Source organism: Rhodococcus sp. Leaf278 (assembly GCF_001426085.1).
Classification (GTDB): Bacteria; Actinomycetota; Actinomycetes; order Mycobacteriales; family Mycobacteriaceae; genus Rhodococcoides.
This window is the reverse complement of record NZ_LMRR01000012.1, coordinates 188359-203437: the sequence shown is the minus strand read 5'-3', so window position 1 is coordinate 203437 and position 15079 is coordinate 188359. Positions and strand designations below refer to the sequence as shown.

The following is a 15079-nucleotide window of genomic DNA, read 5'->3' as shown; positions in this document are numbered from 1 at the left end:
GTCTCGACATCATGCCTCTCGGCGCGCAAGAGATCTCACAATTGTGCAATCTCAGCATTCGGGAGGCTAATATCGTTCTATGGGACAGCATAGCCTGGGCGGCCTCGTCGACAAAGCGAGTGGCATCGGTGTACTCGACAAGGCGATGGCGGTGCTGCATGCAGTGGCCGAGAAGCCCTGCAATCTCGGTGATCTGTGCGCGCGCACGGACTTACCCCGCGCCACCGCTCACCGCCTCGCAGTCGGACTGGAGACCCACCGATTGCTCGTACGAGATGCCGACGGCCTGTGGCACACCGGGCCGGGCCTAGGAGAACTCGCTGCGAGCGCGTCCGACGCACTGCTCGACGCAGCAGCTTCCGTGCTCCCACGTCTGCGCGAAATCACCGGTGAAAGTGTGCAGATCTATCGACGGGAGGGCACGGTGCGCGTCTGTGTGGCGTCCATGGAACCCCCGACAGGTCTTCGCGACACAGTGCTTGTCGGCGCACGATTGCCGATGACGGCCGGTTCCGGAGCCAAAGTCCTTCTGGCGTGGGCAGATTCGCACACCCAAAGAACCGTTCTGCCCGATGCAGAATTCGGCGAGCGCGTACTCATCGAGGTACGGCGCCGCGGCTGGGCGCAGAGCGCGGGCGAGCGCGAACCAGGCGTCGCAAGCGTGGCGGCACCGGTTCGCGACGGCAACGACACTGTGGTGGCGGCGATCTCGGTGTCCGGACCCATCGACCGAATCGGACGCAAGCCCGGTGCGCGCTGGGCCGCGGATCTTCTCGCAGCAGCCGACGCGTTGCACAAGCGTCTCTGATCGATGCTCCCCGACCCCGGTCGGACGCCCGAAAACCGGCTGAACGCGCGGCGAGAAAGGAGTACGTTCGTCTCGAACGGCCTCACCGGCCGGTCGTCGACTGCGAGGAGTCACCCCATGCCCGAATCCGGCAGTGAAGAACTGAAGAAGAAGTTCCGCGAGGTCCTGGAGCAGAAGAACAGCAAGGCCCACAATTCCGTCGAGCACAAAGACGGTGGACCGAAAGTCAACAACGCCCACGGACCGGCCGACCATCAGAAGATGTTCCGCCGCAAGAGCGTGTGAGACGCTCGGCCCGAAACGACAACACCCTCTCGATCCGAAGATCGAGAGGGTGTTCTCGGTTGTAGCCCCGACGGGATTCGAACCCGCGCTACCGCCTTGAGAGGGCGGCGTCCTAGGCCGCTAGACGACGGGGCCAGGAACTTCACCTGCATTGTTTCGAGCTTGTGAGTGCCGAGTCAGCTTAACTGTCTCGGCACCGGCGACAAAATCGCCCCTACCTGCTCGCTGGGGTACCAGGACTCGAACCTAGAATGGCGGTACCAGAAACCGCTGTGTTGCCAATTACACCATACCCCAATGGACTTGAATCGAACTGCTCACCGCGATCGGTGTGCACTGCGTTTCGAGCCGGGATAGAGACTATCAAAGGTGCATACCCATTCTCCAAATCGGCTGCTCAGAGCATCCAAAACTGCGCCGCGGTCGCGCGCTGCCCTCGCTCGACCGGCCTCTGTCGCCGAAGCACGAGCCTGCCCTGACCCTCGGCTCGCACGTGCAGCAGACTGGGTCTCCGTGACCGCTCACACACGCCACACAGCCCGATGAAAGTCGTGCTCGTTCCTCGCGGCGAGCAGGCGGTACTGACGTATCTCGACGACGACTGTTCGGTCCGCCGCGCGCCCATCGTGGTGGAGGATCCGGCTGCAGCGGTGGCCGATATCGAGGCGTCCGAACGCCCGAGATGGGTATGGGAGGACACCGGTCGGATCTATCCTCGTCTCCTCGAACGAGGGGTACGAGTCAGCCGTTGCCACGACCTCGCACTCGTCGGTGCGATTCTGGCGATGCGAACCGGCTCCGCAGTCACTCCGTCCGTACCCGCAGACCTGCGACCCGGACTGTTCGACGCGGATCCGGAGTCCGACCCGGCAGCGGTGGTCACCGAGTACCGGCGTCAATTCGACGACATCGGGGCCGACCGCGCACTGCAACTGCTGGCGGCGGCGGAATCGGCCGGGGGTCTGGCCGCCGCGGAGATGACCCACGACGGATTGCCGTTCTCGGCAGCGGCGCATCGGCGTCATCTCGAGTCGATGCTCGGCGCCCGCCCGGTCGATGGATCGCTTCCCCCGGCTCTGGTGGGGCTGGAAGGCGAGATCTCGTCGGCGTTCGGCCGACGCGTCAATCCTTCGTCTCCGGTGGAAGTGGTGGCCGCGTTCGCCCGATCCGGCGTCGAGCTGACTTCCACGCGCGCGCACGTCATCCGCGAGATCGATCACCCCGCCGTCCCCCTGCTGTTGCGCCATCGTGATCTCTCGAAATTGCACAGCACGAATGGGTGGGCTTGGCTCGACTCGTGGGTGCGAGGCGATCGGTTCCGGCCGGTCTACGTTCCCGGTGCTGTGGTTTCGGGCCGGTGGGCGAGCCGCGGCGGAGGCGGACTCCAGATTCCGAAACCGTTGCGAGCCAGCGTGATTGCCGATCCCGGACATACGTTCGTGGCCGCCGATGCCGGACAACTCGAACCCCGCATTCTCGCGGCGATGTCCGGTGACCCACGCATGGTTGCCGCTGCCGGCACCGCTGATCTGTACGCACCCGTGGCCGCGGAATCGTTCGAAGGTGATCGTGGCAAAGCCAAGGTCGCTGTTCTCGGAGTTCTGTACGGCGCGACGTCGGGTGAGGCTCGCGGTCTGCTGACACGACTGCGGGCCAGGTTCCCCGGTGCGGTGGGACTCGTCGAAGAGGCCGCCCGCGCCGGCGAACGGGGTGAGGTCGTCCGCTCGTGGTTGGGGCGAGCCTGCCCACCACCCTCAGCGCAGTGGTGGTCCAACGGCGACGCGCACGCGCGCGGACGGTTCACCCGTAACTTCGTGGTGCAGGCGACCGCTGCGGAGTGGGCCTTGTGTCTGTTGGCGGATCTGCGCGGACGGTTGCGCGACGAGATCGGAGCCGGCACCGGCGAGCTGGTGTTCTTTCAGCACGACGAGGTGGTGGTGCACTGCCCGAAGGCCGATGCAGACCGGGTGTCGGAAGCCGTTGCCGCGGCTGCATTGTCTGCCACTCGATTGATGTTCGGCGACACCGACGTGCGGTTTCCGATGGAGACGAGAATCGATCGCTTCTACGGTGTTTCGGCTTCCGATTCGGAGTCGGAGTCGGAGTCCGACTGAACACTCGGTGGGTCCTCGAATGTGACGTCGATTTCCTCGAATGCGGTGCTGCGCTGCGCTTCTGCCTGTCCGGTGTAGGTGAGCTTGTCACCCTCGGTCAGTTCCACGTCGTCGGTGAAGGGTGCCAGCAGGGCTCGCGGGAACAGTCGATCGACGCGAACGACGTTGATTTCGATGCACATCACCACGGACAGCGAGGTGACATACAGAAAGGCGAGCAGGCCGAGTACCACGGCGAACACACCGTTGGTGACGGTCGCATTGCTCACCACGTACTTCACGTAGACGCTGCCGAAGCTCTGCAGCAGTTGCCAGATGATGCCCGCCGCGATGGCACCCGGCAGGACTTCTCGGACCGACAATGGCCTGGCGGTCGCCAAGCGGAAGGCAACGACGAACACCGCGACGTACAGGAGGGTGGCCACGGTGAACACGATCGGGCCGGCCTCGGGACCGAAATATCCTGCTGCACTGAGCACATTGACAGCCGTGATCGTCAGGGTCGCGATTCCGACAGTACCGAGCAGGCCCAACCCGCGCACGCGGGCGCGGATCGGGTCGGGGCGCACGTTCTTGGGCACGGACCACGCGGTGTTGGTCGCGTTCTGCAGTGCCACCGACACACCGAGCCCGCCGTAGAGGGATCCGAGTCCACCGACGACCAAGCCCACGACACCGCCGCTGATTCGATCCGGCTGACCGAGTTCGTCACCGATCACCGGAATCTGTCCCAGCGCCGAGTCGAGGATCTGCTGCTGTAGTTCCGGGCTACCGACCAACACGATGCCCAGAACCGTGGAGAACAACAGGAGCGCCGGAAACAGCGAGACAAAGGCGTAGTAGGTGATCAGGGCGGCAAGATATCCGCCCTGATCGTCGACGAATTTGTACACCACAGCAATGGGATATCCGAGAGCCGGACGCCTGCGCTGCAGTCGGTCCAGTCGATCGGCGACACTCATGTGTGGAGATCTCCGACCGATCGTGTCGGCCCCCGACGAACTGCCGTCACGCGATACGAGCGCGTGCAGCAGCCAGTCGAGCGAGAGTCCTCTCGCGGCCGAGCAGTTCCATGGACTCGTAGAGCGGTGGGCTGATGTGGGAGCCGGTCACTCCCACCCGAACCGGAGCAAAGGCCTTGCGCGGCTTGAGTTCGAGCTTCTCGATCAACGCTTCCTTCAGAGTGGCCTCCACGTCGGCCGTGGTCCACGTCGCCAACGCCGTCAACGCCTCGATGGCGGCGTCGAGAACGGGTGCAGCATCGGGTCCGAGGTTCTTGGCCGCAGCAGCGGGATCGATCTCGAAGTCCGTCTCGTCGACGAACAAGAACTTCAGCAGTCCCCACGCGTCCGACAGCACGACGATGCGAGTCTGAATGAGGTCCGCAGCTACCGCGAACACCTTCTCGTCGATCGGTTCGACGAGATGTCCTCGCGCAACCAGATACTGACGCAACCGAGCCGCGAAATCGTCGGCCGGCAGCATTCGGATGTGCTCGGCGTTGATCGCGTCGGCCTTCTTCTGATCGAAGCGCGCCGGGTTGGAATTGACCGAGGAAATCTCGAACGCCGCCACCATCTCGTCGAGCGAGAAGACATCGTGGTCGTCCGAGATGCCCCACCCGAGAAGAGCAAGGTAGTTGAGCAACCCCTCGGGGATGAATCCCCGATCGCGATGGATGAACAGGTCGGCTTCGGGATCACGCTTGGAGAGCTTCTTGTTGCCTTGGCCCATCACGAACGGGAGATGCCCGAACGCCGGGGTCCGATCGGCCACACCTATCCGAATCAGCGCCTCGTAGAGGGCGAGCTGACGAGGGGTCGACGACAGCAGATCCTCGCCGCGCAGCACGTGGGTGATCTTCATCAGGGCGTCGTCGACGGGATTGACCAACGTGTACAGCGGAACTCCGTTGCCTCGGGTCAACGCGAAGTCCGGCACCGTCCCGGCCTTGAACGTGGTCTCCCCGCGTACGAGGTCGTTCCAGGTCAGATCGTGGTCGGGCATACGCAGCCGTACGACGGCTCCACGGCCCTCGTCCAGGAAGCCCTGGCGCTGCTCCGGAGTCAGATCGCGGTCGAAGTTGTCGTAACCGAGTTTGGGGTCGCGCCCGGCGGCCTTGTGACGAGCTTCGACTTCCTCGGGCGTGGAGAACGATTCGTAGGCTTCCCCGGCGTCGAGCAGCTGCCGAACGACGGCCGTGTGCTGCTCTCGGCGCAGGGATTGACGGTAGGGCTCGTACGGGCCGCCCACCTCGGGGCCCTCGTCCCAGTCGAGGCCGAGCCAGCGCAACGCGTCGAGCAGGGCGGCGTAGGACTCCTCGGAGTCGCGTGCAGCATCGGTGTCCTCGATGCGAAAGACGAAGGCTCCACCGTGATGCCTGGCGAACGCCCAGTTGAACAGTGCTGTTCGGATCAGTCCGACGTGCGGGGTACCGGTGGGAGACGGGCAGAACCGAACGCGGACGTCTGCTGGAGTGGTCATCGGTGCCCTACTTCTTCGCTGCGACGGGGTTGGTCAAAGTACCGATTCCCTCGACGGTGATCGATACGCTGTCACCATCGACGATGGGTCCGACACCTTCGGGGGTTCCGGTGAGGATGACGTCGCCGGGGAGCAGCGTCATGACTGCGGATACCCACTCGATGATCTTCGGAATATCATGCAGCAGAAGCGAAGTACGGCTCTGTTGTTTCACAACGCCGTCCACCTCGGTCTTGATCTCCAGATCGGAGGGATCGAGCGAGGTCTCGATCCACGGCCCCAGTGGGCAGAAGGTGTCGTGGCCCTTGGCACGAGTCCACTGCCCGTCGTTCTTCTGGTGGTCACGGGCCGAGACGTCGTTGGCGACGGTATAGCCGAGAACGACCTCGTACGCCTTCGACGCGGGAACGTCCTTGCACGGACGCCCGATCACGATGGCCAGTTCACCCTCGTAGTGCACCTCGTCGGACGACGGTGGCAGCACGATGGCCGCACCCGGTCCGACGATGGACGTATTCGGCTTGATGAAGATGACGGGATCCTTCGGTGCTTCGCCGCCCATCTCGGCCGCGTGCGCGGCGTAGTTCTTGCCGATGGCGATGACCTTGCTCGCCAGGATCGGCGCGAGCAGGCGTACATCGGCCAGCGGCCACGACCGACCCGTGAACGTCGGTGTGCCGAAGGGATGTTCGGCAATTTCCTTCGCCGTCCGGGCATCCCCCTCACCTTCGATACTCACGAATGCCACACCATCAGGACTTGCAATTCGACCGAGACGCATGCCAGAAGTCTATCGACCGTCGTTCCCCGCACGTCGACGCCGTCCGATCCGTCGATCTTTCGCCGGTGTAATGTCCTCGAGTAGTTCCATATCTCAAGACATAACGTCCACATCGTGAGACGGGCAGTAAGCGGAAAGGACCGAATGAACACCACCGAGCAACTGGCCGGCATCGGCGAAACACGGCGCTGGTTCATGCTCGTACTCGGAATGCTCGCGCAGACTGCAGGTGCCGTCTTCATCAACGGCGCTGCATTTCTCATACCGTCGCTGCACGACGACCGAGGACTCGGCCTGGCCACGGCAGGATTCGTCGTTGCGATGCCTACCGTCGGCATCATGTTGACCCTCATCGCATGGGGCGTCCTCGTCGACCGGATCGGCGAACGTCTCGTCCTGGTGATCGGGCTCGGCCTCACGGCCGCCGCGAGTCTCGCTGCAGTGATCAGCACCTCTATTCCCGTGCTGGCCGTTCTTCTGCTGATCGGCGGCATGGCAGCCGCCAGTGCGAACAGCGCGAGCGGACGAGTTGTGGTCGGATGGTTTCCGCCGCATCGCCGAGGATTGGCGATGGGTATCCGGCAGATGTCGGTGCCACTGGGCGTGGCCGTTGCGGCATTGACCATCCCACCCATAGCCAGAGACCACGGCGTCGGAGCGGCACTGCTCGTACCTGCTGCCGTGTGCGCAGCAGCCGCTCTGCTGTGTCTTGCCGTGGTCGACCCCCCGCGACCGAACCGCATCGATGCGGCGGAACAGGGTTTGCTCGACAATCCGTACCGCGGCAGCAGGCAACTGTGGCGCATTCACGCTACGTCGATACTGCTGGTGGTCCCGCAGTACGTGGTCTGGACGTACGCGCTCGTCTGGCTGATGACCGACCGAGGATGGACGGCAGCAGCGGCAGGCGTCCTCGTCACGGTGACGCAGATTCTCGGCGCACTGGGCCGGATGAGCGTCGGCGCGCTCTCCGATCGGGTCGGTAGCCGCATGCGGCCCCTACGGTGGGTCGCGGTGACTGCCGCCGTCAGCATGCTGGGTCTGGGCATCGCCGACTGGTTCGACTCCCCTGCCGCGATCGTCCTCCTGGTGGTCGCGTCCGTCGCCACCGTTGCCCCGAACGGTCTTGCCTTCACCGCGGTCGCAGAGATATCAGGACCGTATTGGAGCGGACGCGCCCTCGGCGTGCAGAACACGAGCCAGTACGTGTTCGCGTCGGCCGTGCCGCCGGTGTTCGGGGCACTTGCCGCGATCAGCTTTCCCGTCGCATTCCTGGTGTCGGCAATTTTCCCGGCGCTCTCCGTGCCGATCGTCCCCGACGATCCACGTCGCGACATCACCGACGAGAAAGCCGACAGCACAAGCTGATTCAGCCCGGCGGGATATCCGAGAAACAGAAATGCCACGGTGGGCAGTCGGCCTACCGTGGCATTTCGTCGTGGTCTGGCTACAGGCGAGCGGCGATTCGTGCGCCGATTTCTTTCGTCGACGCCGCGGCGGTTCCCCGCTGCGCGAGATCTGCTGCGACAGCGGCTTCCACTCGCGCGGCTCCCGCCGCATCGCCGAGATGATCGAGTAGCAGTGACACCGACAGGATGGCAGCGGTCGGATCGGCCTTCTGCTGTCCCGCGATGTCGGGCGCACTGCCGTGCACCGGCTCGAACATGCTCGGGTTGGTGCCGGTCGCATCGATGTTTCCGCTTGCGGCCAAACCGATTCCGCCGGTCACTGCGGCCGAGAGGTCGGTCACGATGTCACCGAACAGGTTGTCGGTGACGATGACATCGAACCGACCGGGATCGGTGACGAGGTGGATCATCGCGGCGTCGATGTGCTGATACGCGACCTCGACGTCCGGGAACTCCGAGGCGACCTCCTCGACGGTGCGAGCCCACAGGCTGCCTGCGAAGGTCAGCACATTGGTCTTGTGCAGCAGCGTCAGATGCTTCTTCCGAGCGAGTGCTCGCTCGAAACCGTTGCGCACCACCCGCTCCACGCCGTAGCGAGTGTTGACGCTGACCTCGGTAGCGACCTCGTGCGGTGTACCGACTCGCAGCGCACCACCGTTTCCGGTGTACGGACCCTCGGTGCCCTCGCGCACGACGACGACATCGATCTCCTTGTCGCCGGCCAGAGGACCGACAACTCCGGGATACAGCTTGGCCGGACGCAGATTGATGTGGTGATCGAGCGCGAACCGAGCGCGCAGCAACAGTCCGCGTTCGAGCACACCGCTGGGTACCGACGGATCACCGATGGCTCCCAGCAAGATTGCGTCGTGCTCACGCAGTTCCGCCAACACCGAGTCCGGCAGCAGCTCGCCGGTGGCGTTGTAGCGACGCGCACCGAGGTCGTACTCGGTCTTCTCGGTACCGGGCGCGACCACGTCGAGCACCGCAAGCGCCTCGGTGACGACCTCGGGTCCGATTCCGTCCCCGGCGATGACGGCCAGCTTCATCTCACTCCTCGTGTGTTCGTTCGATTTGTGTCCGATCGACTGAGAGCGATCAGGACAGGTCGACCAGCTCGATGGTGGACGCACCCACCGCGGTCGCGATGCTCGCACTGAGCTCGGTCGGAACGTCCTTGTCGACGCGCAACAGAATCGTTGCGCCGTCACCCTCGGAGTCCTGGCTGAGTGCAGCGGCCTGAATGTCGATCCCGGCATCGCCGAGCAGCGTTCCGATCCGGCCGAGACTGCCGGGCTGATCTGCGTAGTTGACGATGAGGTTCTTGCCCTCGGCGCGGAGATCGAAGTTGCGACCGTTGATGTTGACGATCTTCTCGACCTGCTTGGTTCCGGTGAGCGTGCCCGCAACATTGAGTACCGAGCCGTCGCCGTACACGGCCCGAACGTCGACGACGCTGCGGTGGTTCTCACTTTCGGACGCCGTGGTGACCTCGGCGGTGACGCCGCGCTCCTCGGCGAGCGAGGGCGCGTTGACGAACGTGACCGAGTCCTCGATGACGGCGGAGAACAGGCCACGCAACGCAGACAGCTTCAGGATCTCGACGTCCTCGGCGGCGAGCTCACCGCGTACATCGACCGAGAGCGACGTGGGAAGCTCGGCGGACAGCGCACCCAGCAGGACGCCCTGCTTGCGCACGATCTCGAGCCACGGCGAAACCTCTTCGCCGACGGCTCCACCCTTGACGTTGACCGCGTCGGGCACGAATTCACCGGCGAGAGCGAGCAACACGGACTTGGCCACATCGGTGCCCGCCCGGTCCTGGGCCTCGGTGGTCGACGCGCCGAGGTGCGGAGTGACGACGACCTGAGGAAGCTCGAACAACGGGCTGTCGGTGCACGGCTCGGAGGCGTAGACGTCGATGCCGGCGGCGAAGACGTGCCCGCTGGTGATGGCGTCGGCCAGCGCCTGCTCGTCCACCAGACCACCGCGAGCGGCGTTGACGACGATGACACCCGGCTTGGTCTTGGCGAGGGCTTCCTTGCCGATGATGCCCTTGGTCTCGGGCGTCTTCGGCAGGTGAACCGAGAACATGTCTGCGCGCTCGAGCAGTTCGTCCAAGCTCACCAGTTCGATACCGAGCTGAGCCGCGCGGGCCGCGGACACGTAGGGGTCGTAGGCGATGATGTGCGTTTCGAATGCGGCGAGACGCTGCGCGAACAGCTGACCGATGCGGCCCAGGCCCACGACACCGACGGTCTTGCCGAAGATCTCGACACCGTTGAACTTGCTGCGCTTCCACTCGTGCTGACGCAGGGTGGCGTCGGCAGCGGGAATCTGGCGCGCGGCAGACAGGAGCAACGTGACTGCATGCTCGGCAGCGGTGTGGATGTTGGAGGTCGGTGCGTTGACGACGAGGACGCCGCGCTCGGTGGCTGCGGGTACGTCGACGTTGTCCAGGCCGACGCCGGCGCGAGCGACGATCTTGAGGTTGGTCCCGGCAGCGAGCACCTCGGCGTCGACCGTGGTCGCGGAGCGCACGAGGATCGCGTCGGCCTCCGGAACCGCAGCGAGCAGTGCGGGACGATCCGGGCCGTCGACCCAACGGACCTCGACGCCGTCACCCAGTGCCTCGACGGTGGACTGCGCAAGTTTGTCGGCGATCAGAACGACAGGACGGCCTGGCTGGCTCACGTGAAGAACTCCCTAAGTCGGTTCGAGACTGTTGACGGTAAAAATTCGGAGCTGGTGCAGCAGAAACAGTTTAGTGGCCGGCGACGTCGGCCTGCGACGCCACCGTCGAGCACGCACCGAAGGGCACCGCCACCTGGAGTAGCGGTGCCCTTCGATCAGTATGCGTACGAACGCGATTCGACGAGAATCATGCCGTTTCGGTGATCGGACGATCGACCCAGCTCATCAGGTCGCGCAGCTTCTTGCCGGTGACCTCGATGGGGTGCTCGGCGTTTTCCTTGCGCAGGCCTTCGAGCTCGGTGTTGCCGTTCTCGACGTTCGCGACCAGGCGGCGCGTGAATTCACCCGACTGGATATCGGCCAGAATTGCCTTCATGCGCTCCTTGGTTCCGGCGTCGATGACGCGAGGTCCCGAGAGGTAGCCGCCGAACTCCGCGGTGTCGGACACCGAGTAGTTCATGCGAGCGATGCCGCCCTCGTACATGAGGTCGACGATGAGCTTGAGCTCGTGCAGAACCTCGAAGTACGCCATCTCGGGGGCATAGCCGGCCTCGACCATGACCTCGAATCCGGTCTTGACGAGCTCCTCGGTGCCACCACACAGCACGGCCTGCTCACCGAAGAGGTCGGTCTCGGTCTCTTCCTTGAACGTGGTCTTGATGACGCCTGCGCGGGTTCCGCCGATGCCCTTGGCCCACGACAGTGCGAGCGCCTGGCCCTCGCCCTTCGGGTCCTGATCGATGGCGATGAGTGCGGGAACGCCCTTGCCGTCGACGAACTGGCGACGCACGAGGTGGCCGGGGCCCTTGGGTGCGACCATGCCGACGGTGACGAACTCCGGAGCCTTGATCAGGTCGAAGTGGATGTTGAGTCCGTGGCCGAAGAACAGCGCGTCGCCGTCCTTCAGGTTGGGCTCGATCTCCTCGGAGAAGATCTTGGCCTGCGCGGTATCGGGTGCGAGCACCATGATCACGTCGGCCCACTCGGACACCTCGGCGGGAGTGCCGACCTTCAGGCCCTGCTCCTCCGCCTTGGCGCGGGACTTCGAGCCCGCCGCCAGGCCGATGCGAACATCGACGCCGGAGTCGCGCAGGCTCAGCGAGTGCGCGTGGCCCTGGCTTCCGTATCCGATCACAGCGACCTTGCGGCCCTGGATGATCGACAGATCAGCATCGTCGTCGTAGAACATCTCGACTGCCACTGGTTGTTACCTTTCCTCTTGGGTTTTACGCGTGTTCGTCACTGGGCCGCTACCGCGACGCAGTGATCGATTTCGGTCCACGTCCGACGGCAACGACTCCCGACTGAACTATTTCTCGAATTCCATAGGGATCCAACATCTTCAACAATGCATCGAGCTTCGAGCGGGTGCCCGTCGCTTCGACCGTGACCGCCTCGGGCGACACATCGATCACCTTGGCGCGGAACAGGTTCACCGTTTCGATGACCTCGCTGCGGACGCTGGCGTCGGCTCGGACCTTGATCAGCACCAACTCACGTGCCACCGAGGAATCGTCGTCCTGCTCGACGATCTTGATGACGTTGATGAGCTTGTTGAGCTGCTTGGTCACCTGCTCGAGCGGGAATTCGTCGACGGTCACGACGATGGTCATGCGTGAGATATCGGGAATCTCGGTTCCGCCGACGGCGAGCGAGGAGATGTTGAAGCCGCGACGCGAGAACAGTGCAGCGACGCGGGCCAGCACACCTGGCTTGTCCTCGACGAGAACGCTGAGGGTATGGCTCGTGCTCACAGGTCGGTGCCTTTCACGTCGTTGTTCATCGGGTGGGGCGCCTGCTCGCGTTCCATGGCGTCGTCGATTCCGGGCTCACTGCCCACGGTCTCGTCCTCGTCGAACAACGGACGAATTCCGCGGGCGGCCATGATCTCGTCGTTGCCTGTTCCAGCAGCCACCATCGGCCACACCTGGGCATCGGCACCGACGATGAAGTCGATGACGACCGGACGATCCTTGATCGCGCGGGCCTGGGCGATCACGGCGTCGACGTCCTCTTCCCGCTCGCACCGCAAACCGACGCAACCCAGTGCCTCGGCGAGCTTGACGAAATCGGGGATACGGACGGCACCGTGTGTGCCGAGGTTGGTGTTGGAGTAGCGCTCCTCGTAGAACAGGGTCTGCCACTGCCGGACCATGCCGAGGTTGCCGTTGTTGATGAGCGCGACCTTGATCGGGATGCCCTCCACCGCGCAGGTTGCAAGCTCCTGGTTGGTCATCTGGAAGCAACCGTCACCGTCGATGGCCCACACCTCGGCGTCGGGCAGGCCCATCTTGGCACCCATGGCGGCGGGAACCGCGTACCCCATCGTGCCGAGGCCACCCGAGTTGAGCCACGTACGCGGCTTCTCGTAGTTGATGAACTGGGCAGCCCACATCTGGTGCTGACCGACTCCGGCGCAGTAGATCGCGTCGGGACCGGCGAACTTGCCGACCGAGGAGATGACGAACTCGGGAGACATGGAACCGTCGGACGGACGGTCGTAGCTCAACGGGTACGTCTTGCGGATGCCGTCGAGGTAGACCCACCACTGTTCGAGATCGAGCGTCGTTCCGGTCGCGCGATCGGCCCGCAAAGCCTCGATCAGCTCGGTGATGACCTCGCCGCAGTCGCCCACGATCGGCACGTCCGCGTACCGGTTCTTGCCGATCTCGGCCGGGTCGATGTCGGCGTGGATGACCTTGGCGTCCGGCGCGAAGGACGAGAGCTGACCGGTGACACGGTCGTCGAACCGGGCCCCGAGCGTGATGAGCAGATCGCTGCGCTGCAGTGCGGCCACCGCGGCCACGGTGCCGTGCATGCCCGGCATACCCAAGTTGAGCTGGTGGGTATCGGGGAAGGCCCCGCGCGCCATCAGTGTGGTGACAACCGGAATACCGGTCAGTTCGGCGAGCTCGAGGAGTTCCGCCGAAGCGTTGGCCTTGATGACGCCGCCGCCGACGTACAGCACCGGCTGCTTGGCGTCGGCAATGTAGCGAGCGGCTTCTCGAACCTGCTTGCCGTGCGGCTTGGTGACCGGGCGGTACCCGGGCAGACGCATCTCCGGTGGCCACGAGAACGTGGTCTGCGCCTGCAGCACGTCCTTCGGGATGTCGACGAGCACTGCACCGGGTCGGCCGGAGGCAGCGATGTAGAACGCCTCGGCCATGATGCGCGGAATGTCCGCGCCGTCGGTGATCAGGAAGTTGTGCTTGGTGATGGGCATCGTGATACCCGAGATGTCGGCTTCCTGGAAACCGTCCGTGCCGATGAGACTGCGCGCGACCTGACCGGTGATCGCGACGATGGGCACCGAGTCCATCTGGGCATCGGCGAGCGGGGTGACGAGGTTGGTCGCACCCGGGCCGGACGTGGCCATGCAGACCCCGACCCTGCCGGTCGCCTGGGCGTAGCCGGTTGCCGCGTGGCCCGCGCCCTGTTCGTGACGCACCAGCACGTGGCGCACCTTGACGGAGTCGAAGAGCGGGTCGTAGACGGGAAGAACCGCGCCGCCGGGAATGCCGAATACAGTGTCGACGTCGAGTTCTTCGAGGGCGCGTACGACAGACTGTGCGCCGCTGACCTTCTCGGGCGCGACGTGACGTCGCGACCCGTTGGTCGCCGCTTCTGCGGACGGGCTGGTGGTCGACGGGCTTGCGGCCGGCCCCGACTTACGAGTCGTGGGCCCCGGGCGTGCGGTTGGTGCGCTCACTGATTGCTTCCTCAGGAATGTGAAAGTGCTGGGCGATCTCTGGGCAAGAAAAAACCCCCGTCAGCGAGTGCTGTACGAGGGTGGCGCGTCGATGCGAGTTTGAACAACCGGCTCAGGCGTTGACGCGCCGGCCGATTACGAGTATCCAATTCCGCTTCACGCGCTCGACGGTAGGCGCGCGCACAGGGAAGAGTCAAACTCGTCACGACGCAATCCCATTATGTGAGATCGCGTAGATGCAATGCGAAGATGAATGGGTGTCGTCTCCGCAGCAGTCCGAACCACCTCTGCCATCATCCCACACTGCCTCCGAGCCACCGAACGGTGCCGAGGGTCAGCAACCGTCGACCACGCAGGTCATTCGCATGCCGCGCCTTGCACTGCTCGGCGTGGGGCTGCTGCTGTTCGGCACAGCACTGCCGGCGTTCAGCTGGCCTGCGGCTCTGGGCTGGCTCCTGATCCTGCCGATCGTTGCGTTCGTGTGGGTCCTCCGAGTGCGCACCGTCGTCACTCCGGACGCGATCACCGCGCGACGGTTCGTCGGCTCCGACGTCATCGAGTGGGAATCGGTGACGGGTCTGCATTTCCCGGATCGCCGCTGGGCGCGGGTGGTCCTGACCGACAAGAGCGAGAAGTCGCTGCCGCTGGTGCGGTTCGACCTCCTCCCCCAACTCGCGGCTGCCAGCGGCGGCCGCATCACCGATCCGTACGCCGCTGCCGCTGCGGCCGAAGAAAGGGCCAGAGCGGACGCCGAGGACGACGGCGACCAGGCGTCGAAGGAGGAATAGTCGACAG

At 64.6% G+C, this 15079-nt stretch carries 13 protein-coding genes and 2 tRNA genes; 5 read left to right on the top strand and 10 right to left on the bottom strand.

The features are described 5' to 3' along the window. Positions 1 to 79 precede the first annotated feature (79 nt). Together ASG84_RS13670 and ASG84_RS27755 are read left to right on the top strand one after the other, a co-directional pair. Positions 80 to 808 (top strand): IclR family transcriptional regulator, encoded by a 729-nt coding sequence (locus ASG84_RS13670; RefSeq protein WP_057477579.1) that lies wholly within the window; start codon positions 80 to 82, stop codon positions 806 to 808. Between the two features lie 117 nt (positions 809 to 925). Continuing rightward, the gene (locus ASG84_RS27755; RefSeq protein ID WP_162248334.1) at positions 926 to 1093 is read left to right on the top strand and encodes a DUF5302 domain-containing protein; all 168 of its coding nucleotides are present in this window, start codon (positions 926 to 928) and stop codon (positions 1091 to 1093) included. 62 nt (positions 1094 to 1155) lie between these two features. On the opposite strand, the gene ASG84_RS13665 is transcribed toward ASG84_RS27755, so the two are convergent. Further along, a tRNA-Glu gene (locus tag ASG84_RS13665) sits at positions 1156 to 1228 on the bottom strand. A 90-nt stretch (positions 1229 to 1318) separates the two neighbouring features. Then, positions 1319 to 1390: transfer RNA gene (locus tag ASG84_RS13660), tRNA-Gln, on the bottom strand. A gap of 245 nt (positions 1391 to 1635) precedes the next feature. Between ASG84_RS13660 and ASG84_RS13655 the strand changes: the two genes are divergently transcribed. Further along, positions 1636 to 3207 (top strand): bifunctional 3'-5' exonuclease/DNA polymerase, encoded by a 1572-nt coding sequence (locus ASG84_RS13655; protein ID WP_057477578.1) that lies wholly within the window; start codon positions 1636 to 1638, stop codon positions 3205 to 3207. On the opposite strand, the gene ASG84_RS13650 is transcribed toward ASG84_RS13655, so the two are convergent. The 3 genes from ASG84_RS13650 to ASG84_RS13640 are packed head-to-tail and all read right to left on the bottom strand — an operon-like array spanning position 3159 to position 6472. Beyond that, entirely contained in the window at positions 3159 to 4169 is a 1011-nt protein-coding gene (locus tag ASG84_RS13650; protein ID WP_057477577.1) for a YihY/virulence factor BrkB family protein, read from the bottom strand. The genes ASG84_RS13655 and ASG84_RS13650 overlap by 49 nt on opposite strands. Positions 4170 to 4215: 46 nt before the next feature. Next, a complete protein-coding gene (gltX, locus tag ASG84_RS13645) occupies positions 4216 to 5691 on the bottom strand; it encodes a glutamate--tRNA ligase (protein WP_057477576.1) in 1476 nt (491 codons plus the stop codon). Between the two features lie 7 nt (positions 5692 to 5698). Next, on the bottom strand, positions 5699 to 6472 hold the full coding sequence (locus tag ASG84_RS13640; protein WP_057477575.1) for a fumarylacetoacetate hydrolase family protein: 774 nt from the start codon (positions 6470 to 6472) through the stop codon (positions 5699 to 5701). Between the two features lie 144 nt (positions 6473 to 6616). Here ASG84_RS13640 and ASG84_RS13635 point away from each other — a divergent pair, with 144 nt between their 5' ends. Then, a complete protein-coding gene (locus ASG84_RS13635) occupies positions 6617 to 7840 on the top strand; it encodes an MFS transporter (protein WP_057477574.1) in 1224 nt (407 codons plus the stop codon). Positions 7841 to 7919: 79 nt separating this feature from the next. Here ASG84_RS13635 and ASG84_RS13630 read toward each other — a convergent pair whose 3' ends face one another. The 5 genes from ASG84_RS13630 to ASG84_RS13610 form a co-directional block, all read right to left on the bottom strand. Beyond that, positions 7920 to 8930 (bottom strand): 3-isopropylmalate dehydrogenase, encoded by a 1011-nt coding sequence (locus tag ASG84_RS13630; RefSeq protein ID WP_057477573.1) that lies wholly within the window; start codon positions 8928 to 8930, stop codon positions 7920 to 7922. Positions 8931 to 8979: 49 nt separating this feature from the next. Beyond that, entirely contained in the window at positions 8980 to 10575 is a 1596-nt protein-coding gene (gene serA / locus ASG84_RS13625) for a phosphoglycerate dehydrogenase (RefSeq protein WP_057477572.1), read from the bottom strand. Positions 10576 to 10762: 187 nt separating this feature from the next. Continuing rightward, positions 10763 to 11764: a ketol-acid reductoisomerase gene (gene ilvC / locus ASG84_RS13620; RefSeq protein WP_179274679.1), complete on the bottom strand. Its 1002-nt coding sequence runs from the start codon at positions 11762 to 11764 to the stop codon at positions 10763 to 10765. Between the two features lie 61 nt (positions 11765 to 11825). Next, positions 11826 to 12329 (bottom strand): acetolactate synthase small subunit, encoded by a 504-nt coding sequence (gene ilvN, locus ASG84_RS13615; RefSeq protein WP_008717436.1) that lies wholly within the window; start codon positions 12327 to 12329, stop codon positions 11826 to 11828. Then, positions 12326 to 14284 (bottom strand): acetolactate synthase large subunit, encoded by a 1959-nt coding sequence (locus ASG84_RS13610; protein ID WP_057477570.1) that lies wholly within the window; start codon positions 14282 to 14284, stop codon positions 12326 to 12328. Before ASG84_RS13610 ends, ilvN begins: the two co-directional genes overlap by 4 nt. 365 nt (positions 14285 to 14649) lie before the next feature. On the opposite strand from ASG84_RS13610, the gene ASG84_RS13605 reads away from it, so the two are divergent. Continuing rightward, the gene (locus ASG84_RS13605) at positions 14650 to 15072 is read left to right on the top strand and encodes a PH domain-containing protein (protein WP_057477767.1); all 423 of its coding nucleotides are present in this window, start codon (positions 14650 to 14652) and stop codon (positions 15070 to 15072) included. Positions 15073 to 15079 lie beyond the last annotated feature (7 nt).

Bases quoted from the DNA above. Each gene is read 5' to 3' on its own strand.
- ASG84_RS13630 (WP_057477573.1), bottom strand. From the start codon at position 8,930: ATGAAGCTGGCCGTCATCGCCGGGGACGGAATCGGACCCGAGGTCGTC.
- ilvC (WP_179274679.1), bottom strand. From the start codon at position 11,764: ATGTTCTACGACGACGATGCTGATCTGTCGATCATCCAGGGCCGCAAG.
- ASG84_RS27755 (WP_162248334.1), top strand. From the start codon at position 926: ATGCCCGAATCCGGCAGTGAAGAACTGAAGAAGAAGTTCCGCGAGGTC.
- ASG84_RS13655 (WP_057477578.1), top strand. From the start codon at position 1,636: ATGAAAGTCGTGCTCGTTCCTCGCGGCGAGCAGGCGGTACTGACGTAT.
- ASG84_RS13635 (WP_057477574.1), top strand. From the start codon at position 6,617: ATGAACACCACCGAGCAACTGGCCGGCATCGGCGAAACACGGCGCTGG.
- ASG84_RS13670 (WP_057477579.1), top strand. From the start codon at position 80: ATGGGACAGCATAGCCTGGGCGGCCTCGTCGACAAAGCGAGTGGCATC.
- gltX (WP_057477576.1), bottom strand. From the start codon at position 5,691: ATGACCACTCCAGCAGACGTCCGCGTTCGGTTCTGCCCGTCTCCCACC.
- ASG84_RS13605 (WP_057477767.1), top strand. From the start codon at position 14,650: ATGCCGCGCCTTGCACTGCTCGGCGTGGGGCTGCTGCTGTTCGGCACA.
- ASG84_RS13640 (WP_057477575.1), bottom strand. From the start codon at position 6,472: ATGCGTCTCGGTCGAATTGCAAGTCCTGATGGTGTGGCATTCGTGAGT.
- ASG84_RS13650 (WP_057477577.1), bottom strand. From the start codon at position 4,169: ATGAGTGTCGCCGATCGACTGGACCGACTGCAGCGCAGGCGTCCGGCT.